Source organism: Rhodoferax potami, assembly GCF_032193805.1.
Classification (GTDB): Bacteria; Pseudomonadota; Gammaproteobacteria; order Burkholderiales; family Burkholderiaceae_C; genus Allorhodoferax; species Allorhodoferax potami_A.
Map to the genome: position 1 here is coordinate 1724031 of NZ_JAVBIK010000001.1, position 15761 is coordinate 1739791.

General features: G+C 61.7%; 14 protein-coding genes and 1 pseudogene. 6 read left to right on the forward strand and 9 right to left on the reverse strand.

Features of this window, described 5'->3' with window-relative positions; translation table 11 throughout:
• Positions 1 to 5: 5 nt before the first annotated feature.
• Genes RAE19_RS08255 through RAE19_RS08275 form a run of 5 tightly spaced genes read right to left on the reverse strand, consistent with a single transcriptional unit; the run spans position 6 to position 4314 of the window.
• Entirely contained in the window at positions 6 to 656 is a 651-nt protein-coding gene (locus RAE19_RS08255) for an LON peptidase substrate-binding domain-containing protein (protein ID WP_313874420.1), read from the reverse strand.
• A gap of 16 nt (positions 657 to 672) precedes the next feature.
• On the reverse strand, positions 673 to 1338 hold the full coding sequence (locus RAE19_RS08260) for an ABC-type transport auxiliary lipoprotein family protein (RefSeq protein WP_313874421.1): 666 nt from the start codon (positions 1336 to 1338) through the stop codon (positions 673 to 675).
• Positions 1339 to 1367: 29 nt separating this feature from the next.
• A complete protein-coding gene (locus RAE19_RS08265; protein ID WP_313874422.1) occupies positions 1368 to 2372 on the reverse strand; it encodes an MlaD family protein in 1005 nt (334 codons plus the stop codon).
• Positions 2373 to 2383: 11 nt separating this feature from the next.
• Complete coding sequence (locus tag RAE19_RS08270; RefSeq protein ID WP_313874423.1) at positions 2384 to 3181, reverse strand: ABC transporter ATP-binding protein; 798 nt, start codon at positions 3179 to 3181, stop codon at positions 2384 to 2386.
• The gene (locus tag RAE19_RS08275) at positions 3178 to 4314 is read right to left on the reverse strand and encodes an MlaE family ABC transporter permease (protein ID WP_313874424.1); all 1137 of its coding nucleotides are present in this window, start codon (positions 4312 to 4314) and stop codon (positions 3178 to 3180) included. The genes RAE19_RS08270 and RAE19_RS08275 overlap by 4 nt, the downstream gene beginning before the upstream one ends.
• An 83-nt stretch (positions 4315 to 4397) precedes the next feature.
• On the opposite strand from RAE19_RS08275, the gene RAE19_RS08280 reads away from it, so the two are divergent.
• The 4 genes from RAE19_RS08280 (at position 4398) to RAE19_RS08295 (ending at position 9245) form a co-directional block, all read left to right on the forward strand.
• Positions 4398 to 5183 (forward strand): enoyl-CoA hydratase/isomerase family protein, encoded by a 786-nt coding sequence (locus RAE19_RS08280; protein WP_313874425.1) that lies wholly within the window; start codon positions 4398 to 4400, stop codon positions 5181 to 5183.
• Positions 5180 to 6454 (forward strand): putative Na+/H+ antiporter, encoded by a 1275-nt coding sequence (locus RAE19_RS08285; RefSeq protein ID WP_313874426.1) that lies wholly within the window; start codon positions 5180 to 5182, stop codon positions 6452 to 6454. Before RAE19_RS08280 ends, RAE19_RS08285 begins: the two co-directional genes overlap by 4 nt.
• Positions 6451 to 8190 carry a GMC family oxidoreductase gene (locus tag RAE19_RS08290; protein WP_313874427.1) on the forward strand — a complete coding sequence of 580 codons (1740 nt, stop codon included), beginning with the start codon at positions 6451 to 6453 and terminating at the stop codon, positions 8188 to 8190. Before RAE19_RS08285 ends, RAE19_RS08290 begins: the two co-directional genes overlap by 4 nt.
• A gap of 290 nt (positions 8191 to 8480) precedes the next feature.
• Positions 8481 to 9245 (forward strand): sulfite exporter TauE/SafE family protein, encoded by a 765-nt coding sequence (locus RAE19_RS08295; protein WP_313874428.1) that lies wholly within the window; start codon positions 8481 to 8483, stop codon positions 9243 to 9245.
• A 6-nt stretch (positions 9246 to 9251) separates the two neighbouring features.
• On the opposite strand, the gene mrdA is transcribed toward RAE19_RS08295, so the two are convergent.
• Genes mrdA through RAE19_RS08315 form a run of 4 tightly spaced genes read right to left on the reverse strand, consistent with a single transcriptional unit; the run spans position 9252 to position 13727 of the window.
• Positions 9252 to 11198, reverse strand: coding sequence for a penicillin-binding protein 2 (mrdA, locus tag RAE19_RS08300; protein WP_313874429.1), 1947 nt, complete (start codon positions 11196 to 11198; stop codon positions 9252 to 9254).
• Between the two features lie 11 nt (positions 11199 to 11209).
• Positions 11210 to 11740, reverse strand: a complete 531-nt coding sequence (gene mreD / locus RAE19_RS08305) for a rod shape-determining protein MreD (protein WP_313874430.1) — start codon at positions 11738 to 11740, stop codon at positions 11210 to 11212.
• Positions 11737 to 12741 carry a rod shape-determining protein MreC gene (gene mreC, locus RAE19_RS08310; protein ID WP_313874431.1) on the reverse strand — a complete coding sequence of 335 codons (1005 nt, stop codon included), beginning with the start codon at positions 12739 to 12741 and terminating at the stop codon, positions 11737 to 11739. Before mreC ends, mreD begins: the two co-directional genes overlap by 4 nt.
• Complete coding sequence (locus RAE19_RS08315; protein ID WP_313874432.1) at positions 12684 to 13727, reverse strand: rod shape-determining protein; 1044 nt, start codon at positions 13725 to 13727, stop codon at positions 12684 to 12686. The genes mreC and RAE19_RS08315 overlap by 58 nt, the downstream gene beginning before the upstream one ends.
• Positions 13728 to 13928: 201 nt before the next feature.
• Here RAE19_RS08315 and gatC point away from each other — a divergent pair, with 201 nt between their 5' ends.
• The gene (gatC, locus tag RAE19_RS08320) at positions 13929 to 14228 is read left to right on the forward strand and encodes an Asp-tRNA(Asn)/Glu-tRNA(Gln) amidotransferase subunit GatC (protein WP_313874433.1); all 300 of its coding nucleotides are present in this window, start codon (positions 13929 to 13931) and stop codon (positions 14226 to 14228) included.
• Positions 14229 to 14242: 14 nt separating this feature from the next.
• Positions 14243 to 15759: pseudogene (gene gatA, locus RAE19_RS08325) on the forward strand (Asp-tRNA(Asn)/Glu-tRNA(Gln) amidotransferase subunit GatA).
• The last annotated feature ends 2 nt before the right edge of the window (positions 15760 to 15761 follow it).

Here is a 15761-nt window from a genome sequence, read left to right on the forward strand (position 1 = left end):
CAGGCTCAGGTGTCTGCTATGCCGTGGCGGTTTAAAAAGTCGCCCACCAGCTCCAGGCGGAGCAAGGGGTTGTCGAGCTGCATCAGCCCTTGGCGCAGCTCTGGCGGGAGCTGCAGCAACTCGCAACACCGGTTGGCGACCCAGGCGCAGTCGTCAAACTGGTAAGGCGGCTGCACCGGCAGCTCTGCCGCTCCGTTGCGCAGGCTCAGGTTCTCCAACAGCGACTCCAGCGCTTTGGACACTACTTTCAAATCGTCCGGCACCGGCATGGTGCGATCAGGCGGCAGGCCTTGCACATCCGCCACCCACAAACCGTGCTTGAGGCGCTCGCGCCGGGTAATGCGAAAGCGCTCGCCCGCCGTGCAGCGCACCAGCATCAAGCCCGCTTGCGGTGCCGAAAACTCAGTCACGGTCGCCAGGGTGCCGATGTCCACAAACGCTTCGTTCGCAAACCCGTCGCCGGAAGCCTCGGGGCGCCGCACCTCTTGCCCCTGGGTCAACGAGACCACGCCGAAAGGGGCTCCCGTTTTGTGGCACCGGCCGATGAGGTCCAGGTAGCGCACCTCGAAAATCTGCAGCTGCAAACTGCCACCGGGATAAAGCACCGTGTTGAGCGGAAACAGCGGCAGGGATTGCAAGGTCAGAAGTTCAGCCATGGCTTCGCCCGTGGGTTCAGGGTCTGGTGGGCAAGGCGGCTTGGGTTTGCTGCACCCAGTCGTCAAGCTGTGTGATCGCGGACTGGGCCGCTACGGTCAAGGCGCGCACACCACCGGCCGCATCGGGCGTGGGTGCGGGGCTGCTGGCCACTACAGTGCGCTGCGCCACCAGGCTTTCGCCCCCTGGACCTGCACGGAGCAAGGTGGCCCGCACCCGCAGCACGCCGCGGCTGGCCTGCGGGCTGTCGAACAGCTGGCTGAACTCTTCGAGCTCCATGCGCAACACCAGCGCCCCTGCAGGGCTGGGGCCACCTTCGTTCGCATTGAGGATCGGGCGCTGTGCGCTCAGTGTGGCCCGCAGTTGCTGGCGCAGTAGCTGCGCAGGCGGCATGCTCCAGCGGGCTTGGGCATAGGGGCGCAACAGCTGGCCATCGGTGTAGTTGAGGCGGTAGAGCACTGCCGAGCCCTCCAGCGCAAGCGGGGCCTGCACATCGGCCATCACCAACAAGGGCAAGGGCGCCATGCGGTTCTGCGGCTGCGGCTCCACCACGCCCGGGCCGAAGTCATACACCGCCGTGGTCACCCCACGCGGCGCAGAGCAGGCGCCCAGCGTCGCAACAAAAATCAAGCCTAATGAGGCTCTAGCCCAAGCAATATCTGCGCGGGCAGCTATATTTTTCATAGCAAATTCACTCTCATGGTTCAGAACCCTCATGGTGCCGTAGCCGGCGCAGGCGCCACAAAGCCGGGCTCGCCGGGGCCGGGCAAACCGGTAGTGCGCCCGAACAGCACACTCTGGGGGTTGTCATTCAGGCTCTCCACCGCGCGGCCCACCTGGCGGGCTGTGCGGCCGGTGTCCTCGACCGTGCGCTGAAGGCGCGGCAGCAACTGGATCTGGATCTGGCGGCTGGTCGTCGCCAGCGCATCGGTGCTCTGGCCGATTTTGTCGAGGGTGCCCCCCGGGTCGCTCATGCGCTTGGAGGTCCGCTGAAACTCGGTGGCCGAGTTGCGCACCGCATCGGCACTGGCGCCCAGGCGCTCGGTGGTGATTTGAATACTCTTCAGGGTAGCGTCTGCCTGGGCCACCATGTGGGGCAGGTTCATTGCCACCGGGTTGCCGTCCGCACCCAACACCTGGTCTGCCCGTTTGGTCAGGGCGCTGATGTTGGCGGCGGCATCGCTCAGGTTGCTGATCGCGCCCATCAATTGCTTCTGGTTGTCGTTGGCCAGCAAGCCGTTCATCCGGATGCTGGCTTGCTCGAGCTGGGTGAGCAGGTTGCCGCCCTGCTCCGACAAGCGCGACACCATGCTGGCCCGCATCGGGATGCGGGGGGCCGCGTCGCCCTCGGCCACCAGCGCGGGGCTGCCTTCGTCCTTGTCGTCGAGCTGCACAAAGGCCAAGCCGGTCACACCCTGAAAACCCAGCGAGGCATAGGTAGTGCGGGTGATCGGGGCGGCCTCATTGACCGCAATGCGCAACAACACATTGCCCCGCTGCAGGGGGTCGAGCGCAATGTCGGTCACCCGGCCGACCAGCACCCCTTTGTAGCGGACTGCGGCCTGGGGCTGCAGTCCGGTCACGCCTTCGGCGCTCGATATCTCGAACATGCGCTGCTCAGTGGTGTCCCGGGTCAGCCACATTGCCAGTGCAGTCAGCAATGCCAACAGCGCCACCACAAAGGCCCCGGCAGCCAGGGCGTGAGATTTGTTTTCCATACCTTGTCGATCTAACCTGCATTGGAGGGCGAATGCAAGAGCGCTTGCGCACGGCGCCCTCGCCCACCCCTGAAAAAGTCTTGCACAAACGGATGCTCAAAAGCCACCACCGCCTCTGGTGCCGCATCCAGCACCACCCGCTTGTCCGCCACGACCGCAATCCGGGTGCTGAGTTCGAAAATGGTATCGAGGTCGTGGGTCACCATCACCACCGTCAAGTCCAGCTCCCGATGCAGACTTTGCAAGAGCGCACAAAAGGCATCGGCGCTATCGGGGTCCAGGCCGGCGGTGGGCTCGTCCAGCAGCAGCAAGGGCGGGTCCATGGCGAGTGCGCGCGCCAGTGCCACCCGCTTGATCATGCCGCCGGACAAGTCCGACGGCATTTTGTGGGCGTGCTTGGGGTCCAGCCCCACCATCTGCAACTTGACCATGGCCACATCGCGCACCAAGGCGGGCGGCAGGGTGCCGCGCTCGCGCAGCGGAAACGCAATGTTCTCCAGCACCGTGAATGCGGAAAACAAAGCCCCGTGCTGAAACAACATGCCCACCCGGCTGGACGCTCCAGCGCGCCCCAGCTCTGCAGCAGGCCGCCCTTGCACGGTCACGGTGCCGCGGGTCGGTGTTTCCAGCCCGAGCATCTGGCGCAGCAAGACGGTTTTGCCGCTGCCGGAGCCGCCCACAATCGAAAGCAGCTCCCCGTGCGCGACCGTGAGGTCGAGGTCTTGGTGGATCACGGTGGCGGTACCGGCGGTCTTGAACACGGACCACAGCTTGTCGATCTGCACCATGGCCTTGGCAGCGTCGCTCATAGGCCCACCGATTTAAAGACGACCGCAAAAAGCGCATCCACCAGAATCACCATAGTGATGGAGCTCACCACCGACGCGGTGGTACCCTCGCCCAGACTCTGGGTGTCCGGCTTGACCCGAAGGCCGTGGTGGCAGGCGATCAGCGCAATCAAGACGCCAAACACACAGGACTTGCCCAGGGCCAGCCACAGGTTGGCAATCTCTACGGTTTTGGGCAAGGCCGACACAAAGTAAGCCGGTGTGAGACCCATGCTCAGGTCTGCGGCCAGCATGCCGCCCAGCAAGGCCGCCAGCGTGGTCCACACTGCGACCAAGGGCATGGCCACCGCCATGGCCAAGGTGCGAGGCATCACGAGCCGGAACCCCTTGGGTATGCCCATGACGCGCATGGCGTCGAGCTCTTCCGTCACCCGCATGACGCCGATTTGCGCCGTGATCGCCGAGCCCGAACGCCCGGCTACCAGAATCGCAGCCAGCACAGGCCCGAGCTCGCGTATCAGTGACATACCGAGAATATTGACGATGAAGCTGTCCGCACCGTATTGGCGCAGCTGCTTGGACATCAGGTACGCCAACACCACACCGATCAAAAAGCCCACGAGCGCGGTTATCGGCAGCGCAGTGGCCCCGATGCGGTAAAGATGCCCCGACACATCCCGCCACGGGCCCTGCAGGGGGTGGCGGGCGAGTTGCACGCAGTCCAACAGCAACTGCCCCGTCATGCGCAGCAGCCCGATCAGGTGTGACTGCACACCGGCGAGTTTGCGGCCCAAGGCCGTCAGCAACACATGCCAGTCCATAGGGTCGGCGGGAGGCGGTGGCACCGAAAAGCGCGCCACCCGTTCCAGCAGGGCTTTGTGGATAGGCTCGGCCAGCAGTTGCTCCGGCCAGTGGCGGCTCCAGAAGTTCCAGAGCGCCTGGGCACCGGTATGGTCCATGCGCAGCACCGGCTGCGCGTCCCACACCACAGCCGGAGCGGCCTTGACCGCCGCCGCAACGGTGCGCCATTGGGCCTCGATACCAAGCCAGACGGCAGGCGCGGAGAGCGCATCGGCCGTCCATGTCCCGCGCAGAGTGACCCGCAGACCTTCGGGGTCCTGGGTGATGCTGAGTGCGGGCTGGGTGTCCTCCACGGGTCTGGTACTGTGAGTGGCTAAGGTGCGCATGGTAACTGCTCACAATTGCAAGCAAAATATCGACAGGAGACAAACCGACCATGCAAGAAAACGTAGGCCCGACCGAAGAACTGGGAATCGAACAACGCGGCGCTGTGCTGTGGCTCACCATCCAGCGCGAAGAGCGCCGCAATGCCATGAGCCACGGCGTGATTGCAGGCATGGCCGATGCGATTCGCGCGGCCCAGCACCAACCGGACATCCGCGCGATTGTGATCACCGGTGCAGGCCCTAAGGCGTTTTGCTCGGGCGCTGACTTGCAGGCATCCAAAGTCTTTACCGGCGACTATTCGCAACCCCACGCCCACCTGGCCCAGCTCTTGCGCGCGGCCCGCGCCAGCCATATTCCGCTGATCGCGCGGGTCAACGGCTTTTGTCTGGCCGGTGGCATGGGCCTGCTGTCCATGTGCGACATGGCCGTGGCGGCGAGCCACGCCACCTTCGGCCTGCCGGAAGTCAAAGTCGGCGTGTTTCCGGCGCAGGTACTCACGGTGCTGCAGCACTTGGTGCCGCGCCGGGTGCTTGCCGAGATGTGTATCACCGGCGAGCCGATTACGAGCGCACAGGGACTGGCCTATGGGCTGGTCAACCATGTGGACGACGATGTGGATGCCAAATTGCAATGGCTGCTGGACCGGATATTGGACAAGTCCCCTGCTGCCATTCGCCGGGGCCTGTACACCATGAAATCGGTGGAGACCATGGCGTTCGAGGAGTCCATGGCGTTCACCGAGAGCCAGATCGCGCTCTTTACCCTCACCGATGACGCCCGCGAGGGCCAAAAAGCCTTTCAGGAAAAGCGCAAGCCGCTCTGGACAGGCACATGAGTGGCTCGCTAGATACGGCAAGCCTGCTGAATATGGTGGGCGCCGTGCTGTTCGGCATTGCACTCATCCACACTTTTTGCGCCAAGTACCTGGAGTCGCTGGCCCACCGCCATCCGGCGCATGCCGGTTTGTTTCATCTGCTGGGCGAGGTGGAAGTGGTGTTCGGCTTCTGGGCTTTTGTGCTGGTTGCTGCGATAGCCCTGATCGCCGGTGGCAGCGAGGCCATCGCCTATGCCGAATCTCGCCACTACACCGAGCCGCTGTTTGTGTGCGTAGTGATGGTGGTGGCCGCTTCACGCCCGGTGCTGGAGGCTGTGCGCGCGGCCCTGAATGGCATCAGCCGGATCGTGCCGTTGCCATCTTCCTTGGTGTTGGCCTGGCTGGGTTTGGCTGCAGTGCCGCTTCTGGGCTCCCTGATCACAGAGCCTGCCGCCATGACACTGGCGGCCCTGATGCTCGCGCCGCAGATCTTCCGCGCCGAGATGCCTGAGCGGCTGAAATATGCGGCGCTGGGCGTGCTGTTTGTCAATATTTCCATCGGCGGCACGCTCACCTCATATGCCGCGCCGCCGGTGCTGATGGTGGCCGCCACTTGGAACTGGGACACCGCCTTCATGGCCACTCAATTCGGCTGGAAAGCCACCATCGCCGTGCTGGTGAACGCGAGTGCCATGACCTGGGTCTTGCGGCGGCATTTGCCGGCTACGCCCGCCCACACCGACAGACCAGGGGAAGTGCCAGTGCCCGCCGTAGTGAGCCTGGTGCACCTCGCGTTTCTGGCAGGCGTGGTGGTTCTTGCGCACCATCCGGTGCTGTTTCTGGGCTTGTTTTTGTTCTTTCTGGGCTACACCCAGGCCTACGCGCGATTCCAGTCGCCCTTGATCCTCAAGGAGGGTTTGCTGGTCGGCTTCTTTTTGGCGGGCCTGGTGGTTTTGGGGGGCATGCAGCAGTGGTGGCTGCAACCGATCGTGTCCGGCCTCGAGCCCACGGCGCTGTTTTTCGGGGCCTTGGTGCTGACGGCTTTTACCGACAATGCGGCGCTGACCTACTTGGGCTCGTTGATTCAGGGTATTTCACCCGCCTCGCAGTACATGCTGGTGGCCGGTGCCGTTGCGGGCGGGGGGCTGACGGTGATCGCCAACGCCCCCAACCCGGCGGGCGTTGCGCTGCTGCGCCACGGTTTTGAAGACCAATCCATCGGTGCCGGCGGCTTGCTGCTCGGCGCCCTTCTCCCGACTGCCGTTGCGGCAGCGTGCTTTTTGCTGCTATGAACAACGACACTACTTTTGACTACATCATCATCGGCGCAGGCACTGCCGGCTGCCTGCTCGCTAACCGGTTAAGTGCCAATGCCTCCAAGCGGGTGCTGCTGATCGAGGCGGGCCGCAAGGACGATTACCACTGGATCCACATCCCCGTGGGCTACCTGTACTGCATTGGCAACCCGCGCACCGATTGGCTGTTTCACACAGCCCCCGAGGCCGGGCTGAACGGGCGCAGCCTGCGCTACCCGCGAGGTAAGACCCTGGGTGGATGCAGCAGCATCAACGGCATGATTTATATGCGGGGCCAAGCCCGCGATTACGACCAATGGGCCCAACTCACGGCCGACGCCCATTGGAACTGGGACAACAGCCTGCCCTATTTCCAGCTGCATGAAGACCATCACCTCGGTGCGACCCCTCTCCATGGCGCCAAAGGGACGGCCTCACCGATCATCAAGAACAACGCCACGGTGTATGGCGAGGTACTGCGGCACCACCGCGCGGGCGGGGAGTGGCGCGTAGAGAAACAACGCCTGCGGTGGGATGTGCTGGATGCATTTGCGCAGGCGGCACAACAGGCGGGGGTCCCTGCCACCGAGGACTTCAACCGCGGCAATAACGAAGGCGTGGGCTATTTCGAGGTCAATCAGAAAGACGGCTGGCGCTGGAACACGGCCAAGGCGTTTTTGCGGCCCATGTGTTACGGGCGCCCGAATTTCGAGCTCTGGAATTCGGCCCAAGTAGCCCGGCTGTTGATCGAACCGGCGGCAGAGGACGCCTCAGGAGCCACACCTCTGCGCTGCAAAGGGGTGGAAGTCTGGACCGGCAGCGAAATGGTGACAGCGACTGCGCGCGCGGAGGTCTTGCTGTGTGCGGGTGCGGTGGGATCCCCCCAAATACTCCAACACTCCGGCATCGGCCCCGCAGGACTTTTGCAACAGTACGGCGTCAAGGTGCTGCAAGACACACCCGGCGTGGGTGCCAACCTGCAAGACCACCTGCAGATCCGCGCCGTCTTCAAGGTCAAAAACACGACCACGCTCAACACCCAAGCCAACAGCCTGTGGGGCAAAGCGAAAATCGGGCTCGAATACGCCCTCAAGCGCAGCGGCCCCATGAGCATGGCGCCCAGCCAGTTGGGTGCATTCACCCGCAGCAGCCCCGATCAAAAGTACCCCAACATCCAGTACCACGTGCAACCCTTGAGCCTGGAGGCTTTCGGCGAACCCCTGCACACCTTCAATGCGTTCACCGCCAGTGTGTGCAACCTGAACCCCACCAGCCGGGGGACGGTACAGATCCAGTCACCAGACTTCAATGCGGCGCCGCGCATTGCCCCGAACTACCTCAGTACCGACGAAGACCGCAAAGTCGCGGCGGACTCTTTGCGGGTCACACGCCGCATCGTGGCGCAACCTGCGTTGCAAAAATTTGAGCCGGAGGAATACAAACCGGGCGTGCAATTCCAGAGCGATGCCGAATTGGCCCAGCTCGCCGGTGACATTGCCACCACCATCTTCCACCCCGTGGGCACCACCAAAATGGGCCGGATCGACGGACCTGACCAGGACCCGATGGCCGTGGTCGATAGCCGCCTGAAAGTGCGCGGTGTGGCCGGCTTGCGCGTGGTGGATGCCGGTGTGATGCCGCTGATCACGAGTGGCAACACCAACTCGCCCACCTTAATGATTGCCGAGAAGGCAGCGCAGTGGATTGCGGAAGATGCCGCTTTGCGCGAATGAAGGGTTTGTCCTGATGCCGTGACCCCGCAGTGGCAGCTACATTTCATGCCAACGCTGAACCGAACAGCAACTGCGAGGCCCACAAGGCCGGGCATGAAACGACGCCGAGGAGACGGCTAAGAACACATCCAATAATCCTGCACATAGCGATGCAGCCTCACAAAAGCACCGGCAACCCCGGTGCTTTTTTATGTGCACTTCAATCAGGCCCTGGCTTTGGTGGAGTCTGCGCATACTGCTATTATTTTTATAGCAACAGTCACCCATCTGCGAATGCGACAATCACCCGCATGGAATTGCTTATTGCGTCGCTCGCATCCGGTCTGGCCGGGTTTATTGATTCGATCGTGGGTGGCGGCGGACTCATCCTCACACCCGCCCTGTTTGCCCTGTTTCCGCACACGGCGCCGGCTACCTTGTTCGGTACCAACAAAGGCGCAGCAGTGGCAGGCACAGCATTTGCCGCGGTTCAATACAACCGCAAGGTGTCTTTGCCTTGGAAGGCTCTACTGCCGGCCACCGCGGTTTGCTTTTCTGCCGCGCTGACGGGCGCATGGGTGGTGACCCAAGTCTCCCCCGAATACCTGCGCAAGGCGCTCCCGTTCATCTTGGTGCTGGTACTCGGCTACACACTCGCCAAAAAAGAATTGGGCCGGCACCATGCGCCGCGTTTCAGCGGCAGGCATGAGGTGCTGGTCGCCTGCTGTGTCGGGGGCATCATTGGCTTTTATGACGGATTCTTTGGCCCCGGCACCGGCAGTTTCTTTGTGTTTTTGCTGGTGCGGCTCTTGGGGTACGATTTTTTGCACGCCTCGGCGGGCGCCAAATTGCTGAACACCGCCTCTAACGCGGCCGCTTTGCTGTTGTTCAGCTTTACCGGCCATGTCTGGTGGCACTACGTGGTGTTCATGGCCTTGGCCAATGTGGCGGGTAGCCTGGCCGGCACCCACCTTGCGCTCAAGCACGGTACCGGCTTTGTGCGCTCGGTGTTTATTGCGGTGGTTTCCGCACTGATCCTGAAAACTGCCTACGACGCCTTTTTGCGAGGCCTCTAGCCCGCTTTAGCGGGCCGTTGGCCAGGGCAAGTCGGCCGCCACACGCGGCTTCCCGAGCGGGGCGGTGGCTTTACCTTGGCTGACCGCGGCCAAGTCTTCCTCGCTGGGGTATTGGCCTAAGAGCCAGTAGTCAAAGGTACGCCGGGCAATAGGCGCTGCTGAAGCGGCTCCGAAGCCGGCGTTCTCGACAATCACCGCCAGAGCGATCTTCGGGTCATCGGCTGGCGCAAACGCCACATACAACGAGTGGTCGCGCTGATGCTCCTCCATGGTGGAGGCGTTGTATTTCTGGTTTTTTCCCAGGCTCACCGCCTGTGCTGTCCCGGTTTTACCGCCACTGACATAACCAGCCCCGGCAAACACACGTGTGCCCGTGCCCCCTTGGGTCACGCCGACCATGGCGTCACGGATCACCTTCAAATTCTCCGGCTTGTAGCCCAAATCAATCGGGGGCTCAGGTGTTACCGGGGTGCGCACCCGGGTCGTGGCATCTTGTGTCGCAATCACGAGTTGGGGTTTGTGCTTGACGCCGTTGTTGGCAATCACTGCCACCGCCTGTGCCACCTGCAGCATGGTGAAGCTGTTGTACCCTTGCCCGATGCCCAGAGAGATGGTTTCCCCGGCATACCATTTTTGGTGCTCTGGCCGTTTGTAGTACTTGCGTTTCCACGCTTGACTAGGCAGTACACCACGAACCTCGCCGTTCACATCGATACCGGTCAACTGCCCGAAACCCAAGGGCGCCATGAAGTCGTGCATGGTGTCTACACCGAGCTCATTAGCCAACGAGTAAAAGTACACGTTGCTCGACTCCACGATCGCGCGGCGCATATCCATGATGCCGCCCTTTTCGTTGGCAGGACTGCCGAAGCGGTTGCCGCCAAAAATGTAGGTCCCGGTATCGTTGATCAGGGTTTGGGGCGTGCGCGTGCCGGTTTCCAGAGCGGCCAAGGCCATGAAGGGTTTGTACGTCGACCCCGGCGGATAGGTGCCTCGCAAGGCCCGGTTGAGCAGTGGTTTGTCGATGGACTCGTTGAGCATCTGCCAGTTCTCCTGGTCAATGCCCTCTACAAACAAATTGGAATCAAAGGTCGGCTTGCTGACAAAGGCCAGCACTTCGCCCGTCTTGGGGTCTAAGGCCACCAAGGCACCGCGACGGCTGCCAAACATGTCTTCGATCAGCTTTTGAAGCTTGATGTCGATGGACAGCATCACCACGTTGCCCGGCGTTGACGGATTGCTGGCGAGCTTGCGCACCGCCCGGCCCCCAGCCGAGGTTTCGATGCGCTCCACGCCGGTGGTGCCGTGCAACACGGACTCGAAGCTCTGCTCTACCCCGAGCTTGCCGATGTACTCGGTGCCCCGGTAATTGGCCTGGTCTTCGCTGTCGTCGATCCGTTCTTTTTCCGCCCGGTTGATGCGACCGATGTAGCCAATAACATGGCTCGCCAACTCGCCATAGGGGTAGTTGCGGAACAGGCGCGCCTTGATCTCTACACCGGGAAAGCGAAAGCGTTGAGCTGCAAACCGGGCGACTTCGGCATCGGTCAGCCGAGTGCGAATGGGCAAGGACTCAAAGCTCTTGGACTCCTCCATCAGCTTTTTGAAACGCCGCCGGTCCCGCGGCGTGATGTCGACCACTTGTGCAAGCTCGTCCAAGGTGGATTCGACGCCGCCGCTTTTAGAGGGAGTTATTTCGAGGGTGTAGGCCGAATAGTTGCTGGCCAGTACCACCCCGTTGCGGTCCATGATCAGGCCGCGATTGGGCACGATCGGAACGATGGAGGTGCGGTTGCTCTCCGCTTGGGCCCGCAAGTCGTCATGGCGGAATATCTGGAGATAGACCAGGCGCGCAAAAAGCAAAACGAAGCACAACAAGACCAGCACGCTGACCGCAAAAATGCGGGTGCGAAAGCGGGCCAGGTCGGCTTGTACATTGCGCAACTCAGTCATCAGAGCGCACCTTACAGGGGTCGGTTGGCATCAGGGTCCGGCGCACGCCGCTGCGGCGCAAGCAGCACGATACTCGCAACCGGCCACAGCGCAGCCTCCAAAAAAGGCGCCAGCATCAATAGCCAGCCGGGGAAGGCACCGCCACCAGCCATGCGCAAAAACAATTCCAACCCATGCGCAGCCGCAAACAAAGGGAACACCTGGGCAGCTTGCGAAGGAACCGAAAACCAGAGCAAGCGCCGATGCACCGCAATCGCCAGAAAGCTCAACACCGTGTACGACATGGCGTGTTGCCCCAGCAGCGCACCTTGATGGACGTCCATCAACAAGCCCATGAAAAAGGCGGCACCAATGCCCACGCGAAGGGGCTGGTGTACTGTCCAAAACACCAGCACGAGCGCCAGCATGTCAGGCGTCCAGGCGGAGCGTCCCCACCACCCCATGTTGAACAGCATGTTCAGCAACAAAGCGCTCAGCAGGCTTCCCCATATGAACAAGGGTTTGGCCGGCAACAGCAATTGCTGCCCGGGTCGCATGATCATGGCTTAGCCCCTTTGGCTTTCGGGGCGACAGCTAAAGGCTCGGGCTGCGGGCGCGCCGGTATTTTGTCGCCCAGTGGATCAAGAACGATCACATGCCCGGCTCCGGACACCAGCCCTAGCGGCACACAGTAAATGCGCGCGAATACCGCATCCACTTTACGCTCCACTTTTTCCACCCGGGCCACAGGCAGGCCGGGCGGGTAAATGCCATCGACACCGCTGGTGGTCAATAAGTCACCCACCGCCACATCCGCGTTGGCCGCCATGTAGCGCAACTCCAAAGCATCCGCATAGGAGGAGGTATCACCGAATGCCACTCCGCGCGCTCCGGTGCGGGCATTCAGTACCGGAATCGCGTGGTCCCGGTCGGTAATCAAGGTCACTTCACTCGTGAGCGGATACACACGGGTCACTTGCCCGATGACACCCGACTCGTCCAGCACCGGAGAACCCAAGGCGACCCGGTGCAGTTGCCCCCGGTCGATGATCACTTTGCGGGTATAGGGGTCGGCAGCGTCGTAGATAACCTGGGCAGCACGGAAATTGGTGTCAAGGCGTGCCGAAAGATCCAGCAGCTTGCGCAAACGCTGATTTTCCAACTCGAGCTGATCGACCTGATTGGCGCGCAGTGACTGGGTACTCAATTTGCGCCGCGCTTCTTCCTGCACGGTTTCTGCGGTGGCGAGCGTCGAGAAATACCCCGACAGCTGCCCTGCAGCGGCCAAAGGCTGCAAAGCCAGCCATTGCACCGGATAGAGCACGGCTGCAAGTGCCGTGCGCAGAGGTTGCATCACTTTAAAGCGAGCATCTGACACCATCAACAACAGCGCAAATGCGCTGCAGACAGCCAGCTTGGTCAGGGCCGAAGGGCCCTGACGGAAGAAGGGGGAGGATCTCTGTCCAGCGTACCGAGTGGCATCGCTGTGCCCGGAATGAGTGGAGATTATTCGCTGGTGAAAATGGAACCCAAGCGCTCCATCTGTTCCAACGCGATGCCACAACCGCGGACCACGCAGGTCAGCGGATCTTCAGCCACCAACACCGGCAAGCCGGTTTCCTCGGCCAACAAACGGTCCAGGTCGCGCAACAAGGCGCCACCACCGGTCAGCATCATGCCGCGGTCCGCAATGTCTGCACCCAACTCAGGCGGGGTTTGCTCCAAAGCATTCTTGACGGCCGACACGATGTTGTTCAACGGGTCGGTCAAGGCTTCCAGGATTTCGTTGGAAGAGATCGTGAAGCTGCGCGGCACACCTTCCGACAAGTTGCGACCACGGACTTCCATTTCCTTGACTTCAGAGCCTGGGAATGCAGAACCGATTTGCTTCTTGATGGCTTCAGCGGTGGGCTCACCGATCAGCATGCCGTAGTTGCGGCGGATGTAGTTGATGATGGCTTCGTCAAACTTGTCGCCACCGACGCGGACAGAGCCCTTGTAGACCATGCCGCCCAAAGAGATCACGCCGACTTCGGTAGTACCGCCGCCGATGTCCACCACCATGGAGCCACTGGCTTCAGCCACTGGCAAACCGGCACCGATGGCGGCTGCCATGGGTTCTTCGATCAGGTATACGTCGCTGGCACCTGCGCCCAGCGCAGATTCGCGGATGGCACGACGTTCCACTTGGGTGGAGCCGCAAGGCACGCAAATGATGATGCGGGGGCTGGGTTTGAACACGCCGCGGGGGTGGACCATCTTGATGAACTGCTTGAGCATCTGCTCAGTCACGGTGAAGTCGGCAATCACGCCGTCCTTCATCGGGCGGATCGCCTCGATGTTGCCGGGCACTTTGCCCAACATGGCTTTGGCTTCGCGGCCTACGGCCTGGATCGTCTTCTTGCCTTGCGGACCGCCTTCGTGGCGAATCGCGACCACGGAGGGCTCGTCGAGCACAATGCCTTTGTCTCGCACGTAAATCAGGGTGTTGGCAGTGCCAAGGTCAATCGCCAAGTCAGTAGAAAAATACTGACGGAAAGCTCCAAACATTACATTTCCTCTCAAGCGTGCCGCGCGCTTCGGCGCAACACCACCGGTTTTAACAATTTAAATTCGTAAGTTTGGCGTCAAAGACCGCGGGTTTCCGAGCCTCTGGCCAAAGGCAGGATAATAACCCATCCCCTGTGAATAACTCCGGACGGAAAGCGTGGTTTCACACGATTTACCGCCGGTTTCAACCCTTCTACACCCATGTCCTTGACATCTGCCGACATCGCTCGTATTGCCAATCTAGCGCGCCTCGAACTCCAACCGGAGGAAAGTGAGCGCATGCTGACCCAATTGAACGGTTTTTTTGGAATCGTGGAGACCATGCGCGCAGTCGACACGACGGGCATCCAGCCCTTGGCACACCCGGTGGCGACCATTCAAGACATCACCCTGCGCTTGCGGGACGACCTTGCCACAGAGACAAACCAACGCGAAGCCAACCAACGCAGCGCGCCCGCCGTGGAGCGCGGGCTCTTTTTGGTGCCCAAGGTTATTGAGTAAAGCTACGTAAATTTATGACGAATCCCCTCTCCACCCGCACGCCGCATGACCTGAGTGTTCAGGAACTGGTGACCGCGCTTGCAGACAAACAAGTGTCTGCCACCGAACTCGCCCAGCATTTTCTGGACCGGGGCCAAGCCCACAGCGCGCTCGGCGTCTATGTCGATAGCAACCCCGAAGCCACCTTGACCCAGGCCCGCGCGTCGGACGCCCGCATTGCGGCAGGCAAGGCGCTCCCCTTGGATGGCTTGCCGCTGGCGCACAAAGACATTTTTGTGACCCGTGATTTCGCCACCACCGCCGGCTCCCGCATGCTCAGGGGCTACCGCTCGCCTTTTGATGCCACCGTGGTGAGCAAACTGGCAGACGCAGGCGCGGTTACCTTGGGCAAAGTGAACTGCGACGAGTTCGCCATGGGCTCCAGCAACGAAAACACGGCGGTTGCGCCCGTAGGCAGCGACACCGTAGAACCGGTGCTCAACCCGTGGGATACCACCCGCATTCCTGGTGGCTCCTCCGGCGGCAGCGCAGCCGTGGTAGCCGCCCGCTTGGCACCTGCTGCGACCGGCACCGACACCGGCGGCTCGATCCGCCAACCGGCCGCGTTTTGCGGCATCACCGGTATCAAGCCGACCTACGGCCGCGCTTCGCGCTACGGCATGGTGGCGTTTGCATCCAGTCTGGACCAAGCCGGCCCATGGCCCGCAGCGCAGAAGACTGCGCATTGCTTTTGTCAGCCATGTGCGGCCCGGACCCGGACCGCGACTCCACATCGCTCGACACACCTGCCGAGAATTTCTCGCGCAAGCTGAACGACAGCATTGAAGGCCTGCGCATCGGCGTGCCGAAAGAGTTTTTCGGCGAAGGTTTGTCCGACGATGTGCGTGCATCGGTCGATGCAGCGCTCAAGCAATACGAACAACTCGGCGCAAAACTGGTGCCGATTGCGTTGCCACGCACCGAGCTCTCCATCCCGGTGTACTACATCATTGCGCCGGCTGAAGCGTCGAGCAACCTGAGCCGCTTCGACGGCGTGAAGTTCGGACACCGCGCCAAAGACTACGGCGACCTGGCCGACATGTACAAAAAGACCCGCGCCGAAGGCTTTGGCGACGAAGTCAAGCGCCGGATCATGATCGGCACCTATGTGCTGAGCCATGGCTACTACGACGCCTATTACCTGCAGGCCCAAAAAATCCGCCGCATGATTGCGGACGATTTCCAGAATGCCTTCAAGGAGTGCGATGTCATTGCCGGCCCCGTAGCGCCTACGGTGGCATGGAAGATCGGCGAAAAATCGGATGACCCGGTTGCCAACTACCTGGCTGACATCTTCACCCTGTCCGGCTCTTTGGCCGGTCTGCCGGGCATGAGCATTCCTGTCGGCTTTGCCAAAGCGGAGGCGGACAAGGGCTTGCCCATCGGCATGCAGTTGCTGGGCAACTACCTTGACGAAGCTCGCCTGCTCAACGCTGCGCACCGCTTCCAACAAGCGACTGACTACCACTTGGCCAAGCCTGCAGGATTCTGAAT

What these genes read in the sequence shown, in the direction of transcription:
- mrdA (WP_313874429.1), bottom strand. Translation starts at nt 11,198, where the DNA reads ATGACTGAGTTGCGCAATGTACAAGCCGACCTGGCCCGCTTTCGCACC.
- RAE19_RS08270 (WP_313874423.1), bottom strand. Translation starts at nt 3,181, where the DNA reads ATGAGCGACGCTGCCAAGGCCATGGTGCAGATCGACAAGCTGTGGTCC.
- RAE19_RS08315 (WP_313874432.1), bottom strand. Translation starts at nt 13,727, where the DNA reads ATGTTTGGAGCTTTCCGTCAGTATTTTTCTACTGACTTGGCGATTGAC.
- RAE19_RS08285 (WP_313874426.1), top strand. Translation starts at nt 5,180, where the DNA reads ATGAGTGGCTCGCTAGATACGGCAAGCCTGCTGAATATGGTGGGCGCC.
- gatC (WP_313874433.1), top strand. Translation starts at nt 13,929, where the DNA reads ATGTCCTTGACATCTGCCGACATCGCTCGTATTGCCAATCTAGCGCGC.
- RAE19_RS08265 (WP_313874422.1), bottom strand. Translation starts at nt 2,372, where the DNA reads ATGGAAAACAAATCTCACGCCCTGGCTGCCGGGGCCTTTGTGGTGGCG.
- RAE19_RS08255 (WP_313874420.1), bottom strand. Translation starts at nt 656, where the DNA reads ATGGCTGAACTTCTGACCTTGCAATCCCTGCCGCTGTTTCCGCTCAAC.
- RAE19_RS08280 (WP_313874425.1), top strand. Translation starts at nt 4,398, where the DNA reads ATGCAAGAAAACGTAGGCCCGACCGAAGAACTGGGAATCGAACAACGC.
- RAE19_RS08295 (WP_313874428.1), top strand. Translation starts at nt 8,481, where the DNA reads ATGGAATTGCTTATTGCGTCGCTCGCATCCGGTCTGGCCGGGTTTATT.
- RAE19_RS08290 (WP_313874427.1), top strand. Translation starts at nt 6,451, where the DNA reads ATGAACAACGACACTACTTTTGACTACATCATCATCGGCGCAGGCACT.
- mreD (WP_313874430.1), bottom strand. Translation starts at nt 11,740, where the DNA reads ATGATCATGCGACCCGGGCAGCAATTGCTGTTGCCGGCCAAACCCTTG.
- RAE19_RS08260 (WP_313874421.1), bottom strand. Translation starts at nt 1,338, where the DNA reads ATGAAAAATATAGCTGCCCGCGCAGATATTGCTTGGGCTAGAGCCTCA.